This window comes from uncultured Microbacterium sp. (assembly GCF_913776565.1).
Lineage (GTDB): Bacteria > Actinomycetota > Actinomycetes > Actinomycetales > Microbacteriaceae > Microbacterium.
Map to the genome: position 1 here is coordinate 1 of NZ_CAJYPF010000224.1, position 15,785 is coordinate 15,785.

General features: G+C 72.2%; 14 protein-coding genes. 6 read left to right on the forward strand and 8 right to left on the reverse strand.

All coding sequences use genetic code 11. The annotated features are described in order from the left end of the window. From QZ433_RS12580 to QZ433_RS12615, 8 genes are all read right to left on the reverse strand, one after another. A partial coding sequence (locus tag QZ433_RS12580) for a GMC family oxidoreductase N-terminal domain-containing protein (protein WP_295784035.1) occupies positions 1 to 868 on the reverse strand: 868 nt, incomplete at its 3' end. Next, positions 865 to 2,259, reverse strand: a complete 1,395-nt coding sequence (locus QZ433_RS12585; protein ID WP_295784038.1) for an alpha/beta hydrolase — start codon at positions 2,257 to 2,259, stop codon at positions 865 to 867. The genes QZ433_RS12580 and QZ433_RS12585, both read right to left, overlap by 4 nt. A 159-nt stretch (positions 2,260 to 2,418) precedes the next feature. Then, a complete protein-coding gene (locus QZ433_RS12590) occupies positions 2,419 to 3,321 on the reverse strand; it encodes an SDR family oxidoreductase (protein WP_295784042.1) in 903 nt (300 codons plus the stop codon). Positions 3,322 to 3,393: 72 nt separating this feature from the next. Beyond that, positions 3,394 to 4,512, reverse strand: coding sequence for a glycosyltransferase (locus tag QZ433_RS12595; protein WP_295784045.1), 1,119 nt, complete (start codon positions 4,510 to 4,512; stop codon positions 3,394 to 3,396). Next, positions 4,512 to 5,669: a nucleotidyltransferase family protein gene (locus QZ433_RS12600; protein WP_295784046.1), complete on the reverse strand. Its 1,158-nt coding sequence runs from the start codon at positions 5,667 to 5,669 to the stop codon at positions 4,512 to 4,514. Before QZ433_RS12600 ends, QZ433_RS12595 begins: the two co-directional genes overlap by 1 nt. 177 nt (positions 5,670 to 5,846) lie before the next feature. Beyond that, positions 5,847 to 6,842 carry a LacI family DNA-binding transcriptional regulator gene (locus QZ433_RS12605; protein WP_295784049.1) on the reverse strand — a complete coding sequence of 332 codons (996 nt, stop codon included), beginning with the start codon at positions 6,840 to 6,842 and terminating at the stop codon, positions 5,847 to 5,849. Positions 6,843 to 7,023: 181 nt separating this feature from the next. Next, on the reverse strand, positions 7,024 to 8,178 hold the full coding sequence (locus QZ433_RS12610; protein ID WP_295784052.1) for a Gfo/Idh/MocA family oxidoreductase: 1,155 nt from the start codon (positions 8,176 to 8,178) through the stop codon (positions 7,024 to 7,026). Beyond that, the gene (locus tag QZ433_RS12615) at positions 8,175 to 9,014 is read right to left on the reverse strand and encodes a class I fructose-bisphosphate aldolase (protein WP_136588314.1); all 840 of its coding nucleotides are present in this window, start codon (positions 9,012 to 9,014) and stop codon (positions 8,175 to 8,177) included. The genes QZ433_RS12610 and QZ433_RS12615 overlap by 4 nt, the downstream gene beginning before the upstream one ends. Before the next feature lie 129 nt (positions 9,015 to 9,143). On the opposite strand from QZ433_RS12615, the gene QZ433_RS12620 reads away from it, so the two are divergent. From QZ433_RS12620 to QZ433_RS12645, 6 genes are all read left to right on the forward strand, one after another. Continuing rightward, positions 9,144 to 10,142, forward strand: a complete 999-nt coding sequence (locus QZ433_RS12620) for an aldose 1-epimerase family protein (protein WP_295784057.1) — start codon at positions 9,144 to 9,146, stop codon at positions 10,140 to 10,142. Between the two features lie 86 nt (positions 10,143 to 10,228). Next, positions 10,229 to 11,320, forward strand: coding sequence for a LacI family DNA-binding transcriptional regulator (locus QZ433_RS12625; RefSeq protein WP_295784060.1), 1,092 nt, complete (start codon positions 10,229 to 10,231; stop codon positions 11,318 to 11,320). A 94-nt stretch (positions 11,321 to 11,414) separates the two neighbouring features. Next, positions 11,415 to 12,464: a class I mannose-6-phosphate isomerase gene (locus QZ433_RS12630; protein WP_295784062.1), complete on the forward strand. Its 1,050-nt coding sequence runs from the start codon at positions 11,415 to 11,417 to the stop codon at positions 12,462 to 12,464. Beyond that, positions 12,461 to 13,855: an FGGY family carbohydrate kinase gene (locus QZ433_RS12635; protein ID WP_295784065.1), complete on the forward strand. Its 1,395-nt coding sequence runs from the start codon at positions 12,461 to 12,463 to the stop codon at positions 13,853 to 13,855. The genes QZ433_RS12630 and QZ433_RS12635 overlap by 4 nt, the downstream gene beginning before the upstream one ends. 2 nt (positions 13,856 to 13,857) lie before the next feature. After that, on the forward strand, positions 13,858 to 14,637 hold the full coding sequence (locus tag QZ433_RS12640) for an ATP-binding cassette domain-containing protein (RefSeq protein ID WP_295784067.1): 780 nt from the start codon (positions 13,858 to 13,860) through the stop codon (positions 14,635 to 14,637). Beyond that, positions 14,634 to 15,719, forward strand: a complete 1,086-nt coding sequence (locus QZ433_RS12645) for an ABC transporter permease (protein ID WP_295784070.1) — start codon at positions 14,634 to 14,636, stop codon at positions 15,717 to 15,719. Before QZ433_RS12640 ends, QZ433_RS12645 begins: the two co-directional genes overlap by 4 nt. Positions 15,720 to 15,785: the final 66 nt, after the last annotated feature.

Sequence of the window (15,785 nt, forward strand, 5' to 3'; positions counted from 1 at the left end):
CGAGTCCGGTGTGCAGCAGCAGACGCGGGGTCTCGACCCCGCCCCCCGCGAGCACGAGCGCACGGCAGCGCTGGCGTCGATCGACACCATCCTTGCGGTACACCACGGCCGCGACGTGTACGCGCTCGTCGAGCTCGATGCCGTGCACCATCGACTCGCTGCGGATCTCGGCGCCGGCCGCGACGGCCGCGGGCAGGTACGTGTTGGCGGTGGAGGCCTTGGCATCCACCCGGCATCCCTGGTGGCACTCGCCGCAGTTCACGCACGCGCCGCGCTCGCCGTGGTGGTCCTGCAGGCGCGCGCGGGTGAGGACCGCCGCCGGCGCGTCGGCCCAGCGGACGCCGAGGGCGTCGCAGCCCTTCGCCACGAGGTTCGCGGGGGCGTTGCGCGTCGCCGGGGCGTAGGCGTAGCGGCGGGAGGGATCCCAGGGGTAGGGCGTCGGCCCCGAGACGCCGATGTCGCCCTCGACGCGCTCGACGTAGGACAGCAGTTCGTCGGGATCGACCGGCCAATCCCGGCCCACGCCCGCTTCGGTATGCAGTGCCAGGTCGCGGCGGTCGGGACGCGGGGTGAACGCACCCCAGTGCAGCATCGAGCCGCCGACGCCGCGCCCGCTGTTGTTGGGGCCGAACGCCGTGGGGTCCTCTCCGCCGCTCAGACGCTCCGACATCCAGTTGATCTCGACCGCCTCGGTCTCGTCGGGAGTCAGGTCGTCCAGCGCGAAGTGGCGACCGGCCTCGAGAGCGACGATGCTCAGCCCCTTGCGCGCCAGTTCGGCCGTCAGCGGGGCACCCCCGGCGCCGGTCCCGACGACGACGACGTCGACCGTCTCGTCATCCGTGAACGTGCGCATCGCCTCGAGGTTCATGCGGCGTCTCCCGTCGCGATCGTGCCGCCCACTGCGGACGGCTCCCAGTCTTCTCTGCGCCCCAGGCGCAGCTCCACGAAGCCGCGGATCGGTGACCCTCCCGTGGCGAAGCCGTCGTAGCCGACGCGCGCCATGCTCGCGGGGTGCGCGAGCCACTGGCGGACGAGGTCGTTGCGGGCGTCCTCGAGCCAGGCCGTCAGCTGCGCCGTGTCGAGGGGGCCCTCGACGCCCCCCTCTCCCTCGATCGCGGCGCGGAGAACGCGATCGCGATCGGCGGGATCGAGTGGCCACGCGGCGGCCAGCGTGTCGAGACCGCGACGGTACGCCTCGGGATCCGACGGAAGATCGGCGTGGCGCCATCCGTCGCCTTCGCCGCGCGCGAGCTGGGCGTCCACGCGAGCGGCGAGGTCGATCGCGGGACCCTCCTGCGGGACGACGAGATCGGCGATCTCGCGCAGGAGCGTCAGCTGGGCCAGATCGAGCACCGCGGGGGCGTACCCGCGGTCGTCGGGCACCGCCCGGCGGGCGAGGACGCCGCGGACACGCGCGTCGACGCGGTCGCCGCAGATGAGGCGGACCCACTCCGCGGGGACCACCGGGCCCGCCTGGACGTCGTCGTCGACGAACGCCGCGATGGCGGTGCCCGCCTCGGCGTCGCGTTCGAGCGGGATGAGGTGACCGGTGTCGGCGAGCGTCTCGAAACGAGCACGGGGGTACACCGAGGCGAGCAGCCCCGGCTGCGCGGCCGCGCCGAGGTCGGCGTCGTCGTCGCCCGCGAGCACCAGGACCGGGAGATCGAGCGTCTGCACCTCGGCAGTGGCGTCGACCGTGCTGCCGGTCTCGAGCCACGCGCGCCACGCCGCGGGCGAGGTGCGGCGCAGATCGGCGACCGCTTGCGCGTGTGCGGCATCGTCGAGCGGACGGGCGACGTTCTGCGAGAGGAAGGTGTCGGCATCCTGTTCCGAGATCGCCCCCTCGGCCACCCACGAGAGCATGAGCGCGCGGCGCTCCTCGTCCATCGGCTCGGGCCGGGGAGGAGACGGCGCCATCAGCACCAGGCCGCCCAGCCCGAACAGCGACGCGTCTCCGCGCAGGACACGGGATGCCACGAGACCGGCGATCTTGCCTCCCATGCTGTGGCCGCCCAGCAACCACCGGCCGCGGGCCTCGGCGTGCAGGCGGCGCTCGACGTGCGCGACGCTGGCGGTGAGGCCGGTGTCGTCGGCATCCGCCTCGTCTCCGAAACCGGGCAGGTCGATGCCGACCATGCGGACACGGCCCGCGAGGCGCGCGGCGAGACGGTCGAAGGATCGGGCGCTGGCGCCCAACGCGTGCAGGAGGAACAGGGTGGGAGTCGCCTCGTCGGGTGCGGAAGCGGTGTCTTCGGACATGGACTCACCGTTTCGCACCCGGGGGCGTCGCGAGGGTCGCTTGCCAAGCGAGACGTTTTGCGCAAGGGTCCGCCATCGCGTGCAGAACGGGAAGGGCGGGACCCCCGACGCCACGTCGGAGTCCCGCCCGGTGGCCCTGTGCGAGCCCGGCCCGCGTGATTACGGGGTGACCATGCCACCGTTGACGTTCAGGGTCTCGCCCGAGACGTAGCTGGACTCCGCCGAGGCGAGGAAGACGAACGCCGGGGCGATCTCGGCCGGCTGACCGGCGCGCTGATAGGTGCTCTCGTCGTCGAAGTGCTCCATCTGATCGTCGGACACGCCCTGGCTCACCTGCAGGGCGGACCAGGTGGGTCCCGGCGCGACGACGTTGACCCGGATGCCGCGCGAGGCCAGCTGCTGCGCGAGACCTTTGGAGAGGTTGTTGATCGCGGCCTTCGTCGCCGCGTAATCCAGGCGATCGGGAGCCGGCACGTACGCCTCGAGCGAGGCGGTGTTGATGATCGTGCCGCCCTCGGGCAGGTGCGCGAGCGCCGCCTTGGTGATCCAGAACGGGGCGAACACGTTCGTGCGGAACGTCTGCTCGAACTGCTCGTCGGACAGGTCGTCGACCTTCTCGACCATCACCTGCTTGCCGGCGTTGTTCACCACGATGTCGAGGCCGCCGAGTGCCTCCGCGGCACGGGCGACGAGTTCGCGGCACGCGCCGGGATCGGTGATGTCGGTCGCGATCGAGACGCCGGTGCGCCCGGCATCCCGGATCTGCTCCAGGATGTGGTCGGCGTCGCGCTGCTCGTCGGGCAGGTGCACGATCGCCACGTCGGCGCCCTCGCGTGCGAACGCGATCGCGACCGCCCCGCCGATGCCGGAGTCGCCGCCCGTGATCAGCGCCTTACGGCCTCGCAGGCGGCCGAGCCCGCGATACGTCTTCTCGCCGAGGTCGGGGACGGGGGTCATGTCGGCCTGCACACCCGGCTCGGGCTGATGCTGCAGCGGCGGTTCGACACGGGCGTAGCGGGTGACGGGGTTGTCGAAGGTGAACTGGTCGCGATCGGAGGTCATGCTCCGACGCTAGGCACGGCGCACCGGTCGCGGCGCGGCCTTGACGGCGCCGCAGATGCCGCACACGCGTCGTCAGCCGAGGACGAAGCGCCGGATGCGCGCGTCGAAGACCTCGCGCGAGAACCGACGGGTCGCCCCGACACCGTCGAAGGCCTCGAGCGCCAGCGCACGGCGGGTGGCCTCGGCGAGATCGGCGGGTTCGAGGCTCTCGGCCCGCACCCCGGAGACGCCGTCGACGTACGTCTCGAGCTGCCCGCCCACCGGCCCGGTGACGACGGGCGTGCCCAGCACCTGGGCCTCGACGGGGATGATGCCGAAGTCCTCGATCGCGGGGAACACGAGCGCGCTCGCCGCGCGATACAGTCCGCGCAGCAGCGCATCGGACGGCGACACGATGAGCGAGACCGGGACGCGGGAGCGAGCCGCTCGGGCGCGCAGCACCGCCTCGTCGGGGCCGCGTCCCGCGAGCACGACCGGCAGGCCCAGGCGCTCGGCGGTGTCGACGACCAGGTCGAGACGCTTGTACGACGCGAACCGCGACGCACCCAGCAGGAACGTCGCGGGGAGTGCCGCGAGCACCCGCCGATCCGCGGCCGACAGCTCGCTCGTCCACGCGTCGACATCGGCGATGCCGTCGACGTCGACGGGCGGAGGGATGACGACGGCGTCGCGGTCCCATGCGCGGGCGATGCGCTCCCGGACGAAGGCGCTGTTTGCGGCGATCGCCACGGGGCGGCGGGCGCGTCGTCGGTCCACGGCGCGGAACGCGGGCGCGACCGCACGTACCACCGGGCCCTGGCCGCGCGGATCGAATTCGGGCGCCCAGACGTAGCGAGCCGGCGTATGGGCGTACACGAACGCCGGCACGTCACCACCATCGGGGCGACGGACCCGCGCGTGGTGGGCGAAGAGGTGCGAGCTGATCAGCATCCAGTCGTACGCGCCCGGAGGAAGCAGCCGCCAGGTCGGCACGCAGAGGGCGGCGGCCAGGGCCTTGCGGCGTCGCACCGGGGTTCTGGCGAGCCAGGTCTCGCTCACGCGACGGCCGGCGAGACGGTCGGGGGCGTCGTTCCACAGACACCGCACGTCCGCATCGGGGAAGGCCCGCGCCATCGCCTCGAGGACGTTCTCGGAGCCGCCGGCGGGGGCGATCCACTCGTGCACGAGCAGGCCGCGGGACGTCGCGGGCATCACGGGCGTCGGCCCCTCGTGGCGTGGAACGAGCGCACGCCGCGCACGAGTCGTCGCACGCGCGCGTGCCGAGCCGAGGCGGGGGTCTCGCCGGCCCGACGGGCCGAGGCCAGAGCGATGTCATCGGGCGGCCAGATCAGGCGCAGCAGGACCCGTGCGCGCTCGCGGAGCGGCAACGTGCCCAGCGCGGCCAGGTAGGCGTGCGCCCGATCCGGTTGCGAGCGATGCCGCCAGTCGCGGGGGACGCCGTCGACCGGGCCGGGGTCGACCCCGGGGAACGCCGCGCGCAGCTGCTCGAGCAGAGCGCTCACGGCGCCCAGGCCTCGGGCGTTCTCGACCGCGTCGGGCACGCGGACCAGGACCTCGTGCGCCAGGCGCGCGGCCGCGTCGTCGGTGGGGGTGCCGACGGCGGGCCGCATCAGATGCAGGGCCGACAGGACGGCGTGCGCACCGCGGCGGGGGACGGCGACGGTGGTTCCGGCGAAGACCCTCGGCTCCGTCACGGCGCTCACCGCGGCGAAGGCTTCGTCGTCGTCGAGCGTGAGACCGGGGAAACGACGGTGCACGTCGATCTCGCACCCCCACGTCGAGGGGACCATCGTGGCGGTATGGTGCACGCTGGTTCCCCACCACGGGTCGGGCTCACGGGTCCATCCCCAGGGGGCGAGCGCCTGGACGAGTTCGTCCCACCGTGCCGGGTCGCACCAGACGTCGACGTCCGCGGAATGCTCGCGGTCCCGAAGGGACTGGTGGTGCAGGACGGGGCCCTTCACAAACACGCACGGGATGCCGCGCGAGACGGCGACGCGCTGGACCAGCGCGTAGACGAGCTCGTGAAGCGGGGACGACAGCACCGGGGTGTCGAGGCGGGTCACGGCAGCGGGATGCGCGCGAGCGTAGACCACGAGCCCGGCCTCGCCCAGCTGCGCGAGGACGGCGGTGTCGTGGTCGTCGAACTCGACGGCCGGGACCGGTGGTCGCCCCACGAGTCGCCGCCACAACGCCGCTCCCTCGCCCACCAGGCAGAGGGCGTCGGCGGGTGAGCAGGGCACGACGAGGATCTCGGCGCCGTCGACGAAGTCGGTGCGGCCGTGCACGTCGAGTGCGCCGAACGCGACGGGGATCCATCCCTCGTCGGGATGTCGGGGAGCGGGCATGCGGCGTCCTCTGCGGGGCGGTCTCTCCTCCAGTGTCCGCGCCCGCGGAGCCGGCGCGAGGCGGCGGGAGCGCGATCACGGGGCGCGCGGCCCTCAGATTCACCCGCGGTCGTCCCAGACGTCACCCGGCCGAGTCGCCCCGTCCGTCGGTGGGGACACGGCGTCAGTCGCGCGGGCTCAGCCCACCCCGCCGCGATCGACGAGACACGTCGGCACGAGATGGGTATGCGATCCCGTGGCCGGATCGGCTCGGCGGGTCAGCAGCGTCTCGGCCGCCCGGGCCCCCAGCGCGGTGATGTCGTAGTCGACGATGCGGATGCGTCGGGGGAGCAGTCGTGACAGTTCGAAGTCGTCGAACCCGGTGATGGCGACCGTGGAGCCGCGGGACACCACCGCCTCGAGAGCGCCGATGGTGATGCGGTTGTTCGCGCAGAAGACGGCGGTCGGCGGCTCCTGCGCGTCGAGGAGGCGGTCCACGGCGTCGCGGGCGACAGCGGGGGTGTGCAGGCCCTCCACGACCAGCGCGGGATCCAGGTCGAGGCCCGCCGCGGCGAAGGCTTCGCGCGCCCCCGCGAGACGCTCCGTCATCGTGAAGATGCCGCCCGCGTCCAGCAGCACGGCGATGCGGCGGTGGCCGTCGGCGAGCAGCTCGGCCACGGCGTCGCGAGCGCCTCCGCGGTTGTCGAGCAGGATCGCGTCGGCCGGTATGCCGCTGCCGGGGCGGTCGAGGAACACCACCGGCGTGCCCAGCTCGACCTCGCGCGAGAGGTAGGAGTGATCGACCGCGGTGGGTACGACGATGAGTCCGCCGATCTGGCGTTGACACAGATCGAGGGCGAGGGTGCGCTCGCGGACGGCGTCCTCCTCGCTGGATGCCATGACGAGGTGCATGCGCTCGCGCGAGGCCACGGCGGACACGGCGGCCGCGATCGCCATGTAGAACGTGTTCGACAGATCGGCCGCGATGAAGCCGATCGTGTCGCGATCGCCGGACCGCAGACTCGCCGCGAGGGCGTTGCGGTGGTAGCCGAGGCGGTCCACGGCGTCGAGCACGCGCGCGGCCATGCCCGGGTCGACGTGGGGTTCGCCGTTGATGACGCGAGAGACGGTCTTCAGGCTCACCCCCGCCTCTGCGGCCACGTCGACCATCGTCGGTCGGCCGGTCCTGCGCATGCGTCTCCTCGCGTGATGCCGTCGGGAGCGGCATCCTCCGAGCATAGGGATCAATCCGGGCACGGTGCCATCCGGGCACGGGCGGGTCGATGCCGCCGGACGAGCCCGGGAAAGACGAGTGTCCACGACTCGCCGCGTCTCGGGGAGGGGAGGCGGCGTGTCGTGGACACTCACGAGGCGATCAGAGGGATGGCGCGACCAGGGTGCCGGTCTCGTGCGAGGCGATCGCGGCGGCGAACAGGCGGTGCGTGAGAGCGGCCTCTTCGGGGCGGACGCAGCCGAAGCCGTCGCCCAGCTCGCCCACGTACTCGGCGAGGAAGGCCGCCCACATCTGCAGGATGGCATCCGAGAATCCGGACTCGAAGTTCGGACCCGTCACCGTGGGCCACACCGACTGGCTGCCCGCGTCGACGCTCTGCCAGCTCTGCTCGCGGCCGACGCCCGGCACGTCGACGAAGGCGAACACCTCGACCTGCTTCGGGTTCTTGGTGCTGAAGCGCACCCCGCCCGACATGCCGATGGCCTCGAACTCCCACGTGTTCTTCTGACCGGGCGCGATGCGCTTGGTCTCGGTCGTGAGCGGGAACGGCGCCCCCTCGTGACGCGCCCACGAGTGGATCACGGCGTTGTCCCACGTGTCGCAGGGCTGCGGCGAGCCGTCGGGCCCCGGGCGCTCGGTGACGATGTCCTGCAGGATGCCGACGACCTTCTCGGGCGTCCAGCCCAGGCGCAGCGGCACGTGCCAGGTGTGCATGCCGAGGTCGTTGAGCACGCCCGCGTCGCCGCAGAACTGCTTCTGGCGCTTCCAGTTGAGGGGCTTGTTCACGTCGATGTCGCTCGAGTGCAGGAAGGTGCATTTCGCCTCGACGATGCGGCCCAGCGCTCCGGAGCGTACGTAGTCGACGGCCCACTGCGCGCCGGGGAAGAACGGCATCTCGCTCGAGACGCGCACGAACGACTGCGGGTTCTCCCCGATCGCGGCCACGACCGCGTCGGCGGCGGCCCGGTCGATGCCGAACGGCTTCTCGGCGAGCAGCGCCTTGCCGGCCTTCACAGTGTCGACGTACAGGCGCTCGTGCAGGTCGTGGCGGACGGCGATGTAGACGACGTCGACGCGGGGGTCGGCGAGGAGCTCGTGGTGGTCGGTCGTCGTCAGCTGGACGGTGTCGATGCGCTCGAAGAATTCCAGCGCCGCGGGGTTGATGTCGCACACCGCGACGAGCTCGGGCTCGGCGGGGTGGTCGATGAGGGCGGGCCAGCGGCGCAGCGCCGCCGCGATCTCGCGGCCCATGAGGCCGCCGCCGATGATGCCGACGCCGATCTTCCTGCCGGTCATGCGGCACCACCGATCAGGGTCAGCGCGTCGTCGACCGAGGCGTTCTCGTGCACGACGGCCATGAGCGCGGCGGTGATGCCGGCCGGATCGCGGTGCTGGATCACGTTGCGGCCGTAGACGATGCCGCGCGCGCCCTGTTCGAGCACCGCCTGCGTGCGCTCGAGGAGCGTGCGGTCGTCGACGCGACCGCCGCCGCGCACGAGCACGGGGGTGTCGCCGGCGGCCTGGATGACGCGGTGATAGTCGCCGATGTCGTCGGTCGGGTCGGCCTTGATCAGGTCGGCGCCGAGCTCGCGGGCCTGGCGGACGAGGGTGACGACCTTGGCGGTGTCGCCGTCGACGCCGTAGCCGCCGGAGCCGGGCTTGGTCTGCATGACCAGAGGCTCGATCATGAGCGGCATCCCGTACTTCTCGGCGTCGGTGCGCAGCGCCAGGATCGAGCGGATGCACTGCTCGCGGACCTGGGGCTCGCCGGGCAGGTCGAGCAGGTTCACGCACACGGCCACCGCGTCCAGGCGCACGGCGACCTCGATCGCGTCGGGGACGTGGATGCTGTGCAGAGGCGCTTCGAGCGGGTCGTTGTAGACGTTGGCGATGTCGGTGCGCAGAACGAGGCCGGGCTTGTTCTTGCCGGGGACGGACTGCAGCAGCGGGGCCTGGCCGAGCGTGAGCTGGACGGCGTCGGGTCCGGCGTCGACGAGGGTGGCGACGGTCTTCGCCATGTCTTCGATGCCGGTGAGGAACGAGGGCTCGTGGAACGCGCCGTGGTCGACGGCGACGTCGAACGCGCGACCGGAGCGGGCGTTGAAGAGGCGGTTGAGGCGGGGTTTCGACATGGGGTGTGGGTCTCCGAAGCGTCGTGTCGGGGCGCGGCTCTGCGCTCGACGGTCAGTATGCGGGGAGCAAGACAACGTTGTCAATCACTGCTACCGTGAGGCGCACCACGGCGAGGAAGGCGGGGGCTCATGGGCGAGCTGTACGGGCGATCGATCGACGAGGCGCTGCGACGCGCGGGCTCGACGGCGCAGGTGGCGTCGGTGGAGCAGTCGCTTCGCACCGATGGGCCGGATGCCGGGACCCGGCGCGTGCGCATCGTCGCGGGCGACCTCGACGTCGAGCTACTGCCGGACCGCGGTCTCGACCTCGGGCAGGTGCGCCACCGCGGCGTGCCCCTGGCCTGGGTCTCGCCGACCGGGTGGCCCCGGCCGGGCGCCGCGGGCTTCGGGGCGTCTTTCGGGGGCGGACTCGTGACCACGTGCGGCCTGCTGTCGTTCGGGCCGCCGTCGGTCGACGCCGAGGGCGCGCATCCTCAGCACGGGCGCTACAGCGGGCTCTCGGCATCCGTCACCCGAGCCGAGGTGCGGGCGGATGCCGTGGTCGTGGAGGCGACCGTCGTGGAGGCGACGGTGCTCGGCGCTCACCTCGAGCTGCGGCGGAGGGTGCGCGTGCCGCTCGGCGAGGGGCGCATCGAACTGCGCGACGAGATCGTCAACCGCGGCGCGCGGGCGGTCGAGCCGATGGTGCTCTACCACGTCAACCTCGGGTGGCCGGTGGTCGACGCGGGCACCGTGCTGCGCTCGCCGGCGGAGCGCGTGCACGCCCGGGACGCGGCGGCCGAGGCGGGGCTGTCCACGTGGGCGGAGTTCCCGGAGCCGGTCGCGGACTACCCCGAGCAGGTGTTCCGTCACGAGCTTCCGGCCGACCGTCGTGTCAGCGCCGAGGTGGTCGCGGCGTCGGGGCTCGGCATCCGGATTGCGTTCGACACCGCGCAGCTGCCGGCGCTGTTCCAGTGGCGGGTCGCTCAGGATGACGGTCTCGTTCTCGGGGTGGAGCCCGCGACGGCGGCGACGATCCTGGGTCGCGCCGACGCGCGGCAGGCGGGGCTGCTGCGTCCGCTCGCTCCCGGCAGCTCTCGGGAGCTCGGCCTCGACATCGATGTCATCGGAAATCGAATCGAGACTTGACAACGTTGTCCGCCTGACCTCAGGATGACTCCATCGAGGCCCTCGCCGGGGTCTCCCGTCCGAATGACAACGATGTCGGAGATGCGATGACGCACGACGAGCAGGTGACCGCGACCGCGGTCGGCGAGGCCCCCGTGGCCCGCCCGCGCGCCCGCCTCATCGACGTCGCGACCGCCGCCGGGGTCAGCCCCAAGACGGTCTCGCGCGTCATCAACGACGAGCCCGGCGTGCTTCCCGGCACCCGGGACAAGGTGCTGCAGACCGTCCGCGCCCTGGGCTTCGTGCCCGACCGCAGCGCGCGCGAGCTCAAGCGGCAGGCGGCCGACACGATCGGCATCCTGATCGACGCGATCAGCGACCCCTTCTTCGCAGCCTTCGTCAGCGTGGTCGAGGAGCTCGCCGTCGCCGAAGGGCTCAGCGTCATCTTCGCCAGCACCGGCTACGACGCCGCACGCGAGCGCACCCAGCTCGACCGTCTGACCGGTCACCGCCTCGCCGGTCTCGTCGTCGCCCCCGTCGCGGTGGGGGCGGCGACGCTCGCGGGACTGCGCACGCGTTTTCCGGTGGTGACCGTCGACCGCTCGCGATCGGGCATCGACGCGGTCGTGATCGACGACTTCGGTGCGGCGGTCGAGGCCACCGCGGCCCTGCTCGCCCACGGACACCGTCGCGTGGCGTTCATGGGCGAGGACGTGCCCTACCCCACCGTCAGCGACCGCCTCGCCGGCTACCGCTCGGCCCTCGAAGCGGCGGGAGTCGCCTTCGACCCCTCGCTCGTCGTCACGCACGAGCGGTTCCGCGCGGGAGAGGCGGCCGAGGCCTCACGGCTGCTCGAGCGCGACGACGCCCCCACCGCGCTGCTGTGCGCCACGAGCCTCGCCGCGATCGGCACCGTGCAGGCGATCCGCGCCCGGGGCCTGGCGATGCCCGCGCTGATCTCGTTCGGCGACTTCACCCTCGCCGAGGTGCTCGAACCGGGCATCACCTACGTCGACCACGACCCGCGCCTGATGGGGGCGGCGGCCTCCGGCGCCTGCGCGACCTCGCGCTCGACCCCGACGCCGAGCCCACCCGCACCGTCGTGCCGACGCGCCTCGTCGCGCGCGGATCGGGCGAGGTGCCGGTCGCGCCTCGCGGCGCCACGACGCGTGGCACCTCCTCCAACGGCCACACCCTGATGCCCACCGCCGCCCCCGCGGCGCTCGCCCCCGTCCACCTCGAGCCGGTCGGCGCCGTCGCCGCCTCGGCCGTCGTCCCCCTCGGAGCCCCCTCATGAAGCCCGTCCTGCTGCCCCCCAACCCCGTGCAGCACTTCTACCTCGGCGGCGACCGCATCGCGGCGCTGCGCGGGATCGTGCCCGAGACCGACCGCCAGCCCGAGGAATGGCTCGGCTCCACCGTGTCCCGCTTCGGCTCCGACGAGATCGGCCTCGCCGTGACCGACGAGGGCGCGTTCCTGCGCGATCTCGTGAGCGCCGACCGCGCCGCCTGGGTGGGAGCGCGAGGGGGACGGGATGCCGCGGATCTCGGCATCCTGGTCAAGCTCCTCGACGCGCGACAGCGCCTCCCCGTGCACGTGCACCCCGACCGCGCCTTCGCGGGCGCGCACCTCGACTGCCCGTACGGCAAGACCGAGGCATGGTTCGTGCTCGAGACCGAGGACGACTGCGCCGTGCACGTCGGCTGGAACCAGGACGTCGACCGCGACGAGCTCGATCGGCGCCGCGACGCGCAGGACAGCGAGTGGATGCTGTCGCGCATGAACCGCGTGGTCGTGCGACCCGGGATGGGCGTGCTCGTTCCCGCGGGCACCGTGCACGCGATCGACGGCGGCATCTTCGTCGCCGAGGTGCAGGAGCCCACGGACTTCTCGATCCTGCTGGAGTGGTCGATCACGACCTCGACGCGCGAGGAGTCGCACCTCGACCTCGGCTTCGACGCCGTGATGCCCGCCGTCTCGACCGCGAAGCTGGATGCCGCCGCCCTCGACGCCCTGATCAGCACCGCCGGCACCACCGCGCCCGGGCCCGCCTTCCGCTCGCTCATGCCGGCGGCCGCAGATGCGTACTTCCGCCTGTTCGACGCCGCGGGCGACACCGCGGGCGACGCCGCGTCGCTCGACGCCGGCTTCGCGGTGGTGCTGGTGCGCGAGGGCTCCGGTGCGCTCGTGTCCGACGCCGGGACCGTCGAGGTCGAGCGCGGTCAGGTCTACGCCGTGCCCCACGCCTTCGGCGCCTGGCGGCTGACCGGCGCGGCCGAGATCCTCGTCGCCGCCCCCGGCGCCGGCTGGCCCGCCACCCTCCGCGGAGGTGACGTGCGATGAGCGACTACGTCGTCGGGATCGACATGGGCTCCACCAGCACCAAGCTGCTGGTGGCCACCCCCGACGGGCACCAGGTGCTCGTCGTGAGCCGCCGATCGCCGTGGACCAACCTCGACCACGGACAGGCCGAGATGACCGCCGCCCAGGCGATCGCCGTCGTGCACGAGCTCGCCGCCGAGGCCGACACCCGTCTCGACGAGGGCTACCGCATCGTCGCGCTCGGCGTCTCGGGAATGGCCGAGGCGGGCGTGCTGCTGGATGCCGCGGGCGAGGCGCTCGCGCCGATCATGGCCTGGTTCGACCCCCGGGGCGCGGCGCAGATCGCGGCGACCCCCGAGGACTTCCGCGCCGAGTTCCCCGGCCGCACCGGACTGCCGGTGGGGCCGTTGGCATCCGTCTCGAAACTGCTGCACCTGCGCGACACGGGGATCGCCCTCGCGGGCACCACCTTCCTCAACGTGCCCGAGTTCGTCGTGCACGCTCTCGGCGGCCCGCGCGTCGCGGAGTACTCGCTCGTCTCGCGGACCGGTCTCATCGACCAGGACGACAGCACCCCGTGGCAGGCGGCGCTCGACGTGCTCGGCGTGGACGCCTCGATCCTCGGGACGCTCGTCAGCGCGGGCGAGGCCGTGGGGACGCTGAGCGACCCCGACATGCCCGCGGGTTTCCAGGGGGCGGCGCTCACCATCGCCGGTCACGACCACCTCGTCTCGGCGGTCGCGGCCGGCGCGACCCACACGGGTCAGCTCTACGACTCGATGGGCACCGCCGAGGCCCTCGTGCGCGTGCTCGACGATACGCTGCCGTTCGCCGCGCGCGAGCGCCTCGCCCACGCGGGCATCAACTGCGTGCGCCACGTCATCCCCGGCAAGTACGTGCTGCTCGCGGGGACCAAGTCGGGCCTGCTGATGCGCCGCGTGCTGCAGCTTCTCGGGATCACGGATGCCGTGGGCCGCGCTCGCGTCGACGACGAGACCATGGCGCTGCCCGTGGACGGAACCGTCTCGGACGCCGGTCTCGCCGTCTCGGGGGCGCGCAACGACGACGGCGTGCTCACGATCGTCGCCCAGAGCGACGGGCTGAGCCCCGCGGAGCTGTTCGCCGCGTCCCTGCGCCACGGCAACGACATGCTCGCCGAGTGCATGGCGGTGATGGACCGCGAGGTCGCTCCGCCCACCTCGACCGTGCTCACCGGCGGGTGGTCGTCGATGGCATCCGTCGTCCGCTCCCGCTCCGCGCTGCTGCCCGAGGTCACCGTCTCGACCCACGACGAGGGCACCGCCTACGGGGCGGCGCTGTTCGCGGCGTTCGCCGTCTCCTCCACTTCTTCTTTCGAGGACGTCGCCGAGGCGTTCCTCTCTTCCTCTCTCCTCACTACGGAAAGGAGCTGACGATGTCGTCAGTCACAACGGCCACGCCCGTGCTGGAGGCACGCGGTCTCTCACGGCAGTTCGGTCACGTCCGCGCCCTCAACAACGTCGACTTCGAGGTCTACCCCGGCGAGGTCACGGCCCTGATCGGCGACAACGGCGCCGGGAAGTCGACGCTCGTGAAGGCGCTGTCGGGAAACCTCGCGGTCGACGAGGGCGAGATCCGCTTCGACGGCAAGCCGATCGACATGTCGAACCCGCAGGTCGCCTCCTCGCTGGGCATCGAGACGGTCTACCAGGATCTGGCCCTCGCCCCGCATCTCGACCCGGTGCAGAACATGTACCTCGGCCGCGAGATCCGCCGTCCGGGCCTGGCCGGGGCGTTGGGCTTCATGAAGACGAAGGAGATGGCCAAGGCCTCCCGTGCCGCGTTCGACGAACTCGGCGCGACCGTGCGCAGTCTCACCTCGCCCGTCGGCGAGATGTCGGGCGGTCAGCGTCAGGCGATCGCGATCGCCCGGGCGGTGCACTGGGCCTCGCGCGTCGTGTTCCTCGACGAACCCACCGCCGCCCTCGGCGTGCGCCAGACCAAGAACGTGCTCGAGACCATCCGCCGCGTGCGCGACAAGGGCATCGCCGTGGTCTTCATCTCGCACTCGATGCCCCACGTCATCGACGTCTCCGACCGCATCCAGGTGCTGCGCCTGGGCACCCGCGTCGCGAACATCCGGGCCGCGGACACCTCCATGGAAGAACTCGTCGGGCTCATGACCGGCGCCGTCACGAAGGACGACCAGAAGTGAGCACCACGACCCCTCCCACCGAGACCGTCGCGATCGGCACGTTCGACGACAACCAGAAGGTCAACCCGGTCCGCCGCATCCTCCGCACGCAGGCCTTCCAGATCCTGCTCGTCCTGCTGGCGATCATCATCGTCTTCAGCATCATCGCGCCCGACTCGTTCGCGCAGTGGACCAACTTCCGCCTCATCATCCAGAACGCCTCGATCCTCGCGGTCCTCGCGGTGGGCATGACCTACGTCATCATCACCGCCGGCATCGACCTGTCGGTCGGGTCGGTCCTGGTGTTCTCGGGCGTGGTCGCGGCCATCGTCATGCGGGCGCTCGGCGGAGAGGGCTGGGGCGTCGCCGTCGTCGGCATCCTGGTCGCGATCCTGAGCGGCGTGTGCTGGGGACTGCTGAACGGCTTCCTCATCGCCAAGGCGAAGATCCCGCCGCTCATCGTCACCCTGGGATCGCTCGGCATGGCCCTCGGTCTCGCGCAGATCCTCACCGGCGGCGTCGACATCCGCGACGTCCCCACGGTGCTGACCGTCTCGATCGGCTACGGCAACGTCTTCGGCAGCGTCCCGATCATCAGCGTCATCGCCCTCGTGGTCGTCGCGATCGGCGCGATCGTGCTGCACTACACGCGATTCGGCCTCTACACGCTGGCGGTCGGATCGAGCGAGATCGCCGCCCGCCGCGTCGGCGTGAAGGTCGACGCGCAGCTCATCAAGATCTACACGATCTCCGGCGCCCTGGCCGGGCTCGGCGGCATCCTGTCTCTCTCGCAGTTCTCCACGACGGCGATCGCGGGGCAGTCGCAGACCAACCTCAACGTCATCGCGGCCGTGGTGATCGGCGGCACCTCCCTCTTCGGCGGGGTCGGCACGATCATGGGCACGGTCGTCGGCCTGTTCATCCCGGCGGTGCTGCAGAACGGCTTCGTCATCACGGGCGTGCAGCCGTTCTGGCAGCAGGTGGCCGTGGGCGCGGTGCTGATCACGGCGGTGTACGTCGACCAGGTGCGCCGCACCGCCGCCACTCGCGGCAACTCGCAGGGCCTCTGGCGGAAGTTCGTCAGCGGAGGTCGGCGCGGCTGAGCCGCGGCGGCCTCCTTCCCTCACAACCCCCTCCCCAACCCGACAACAAGAACGGTGATCACAATG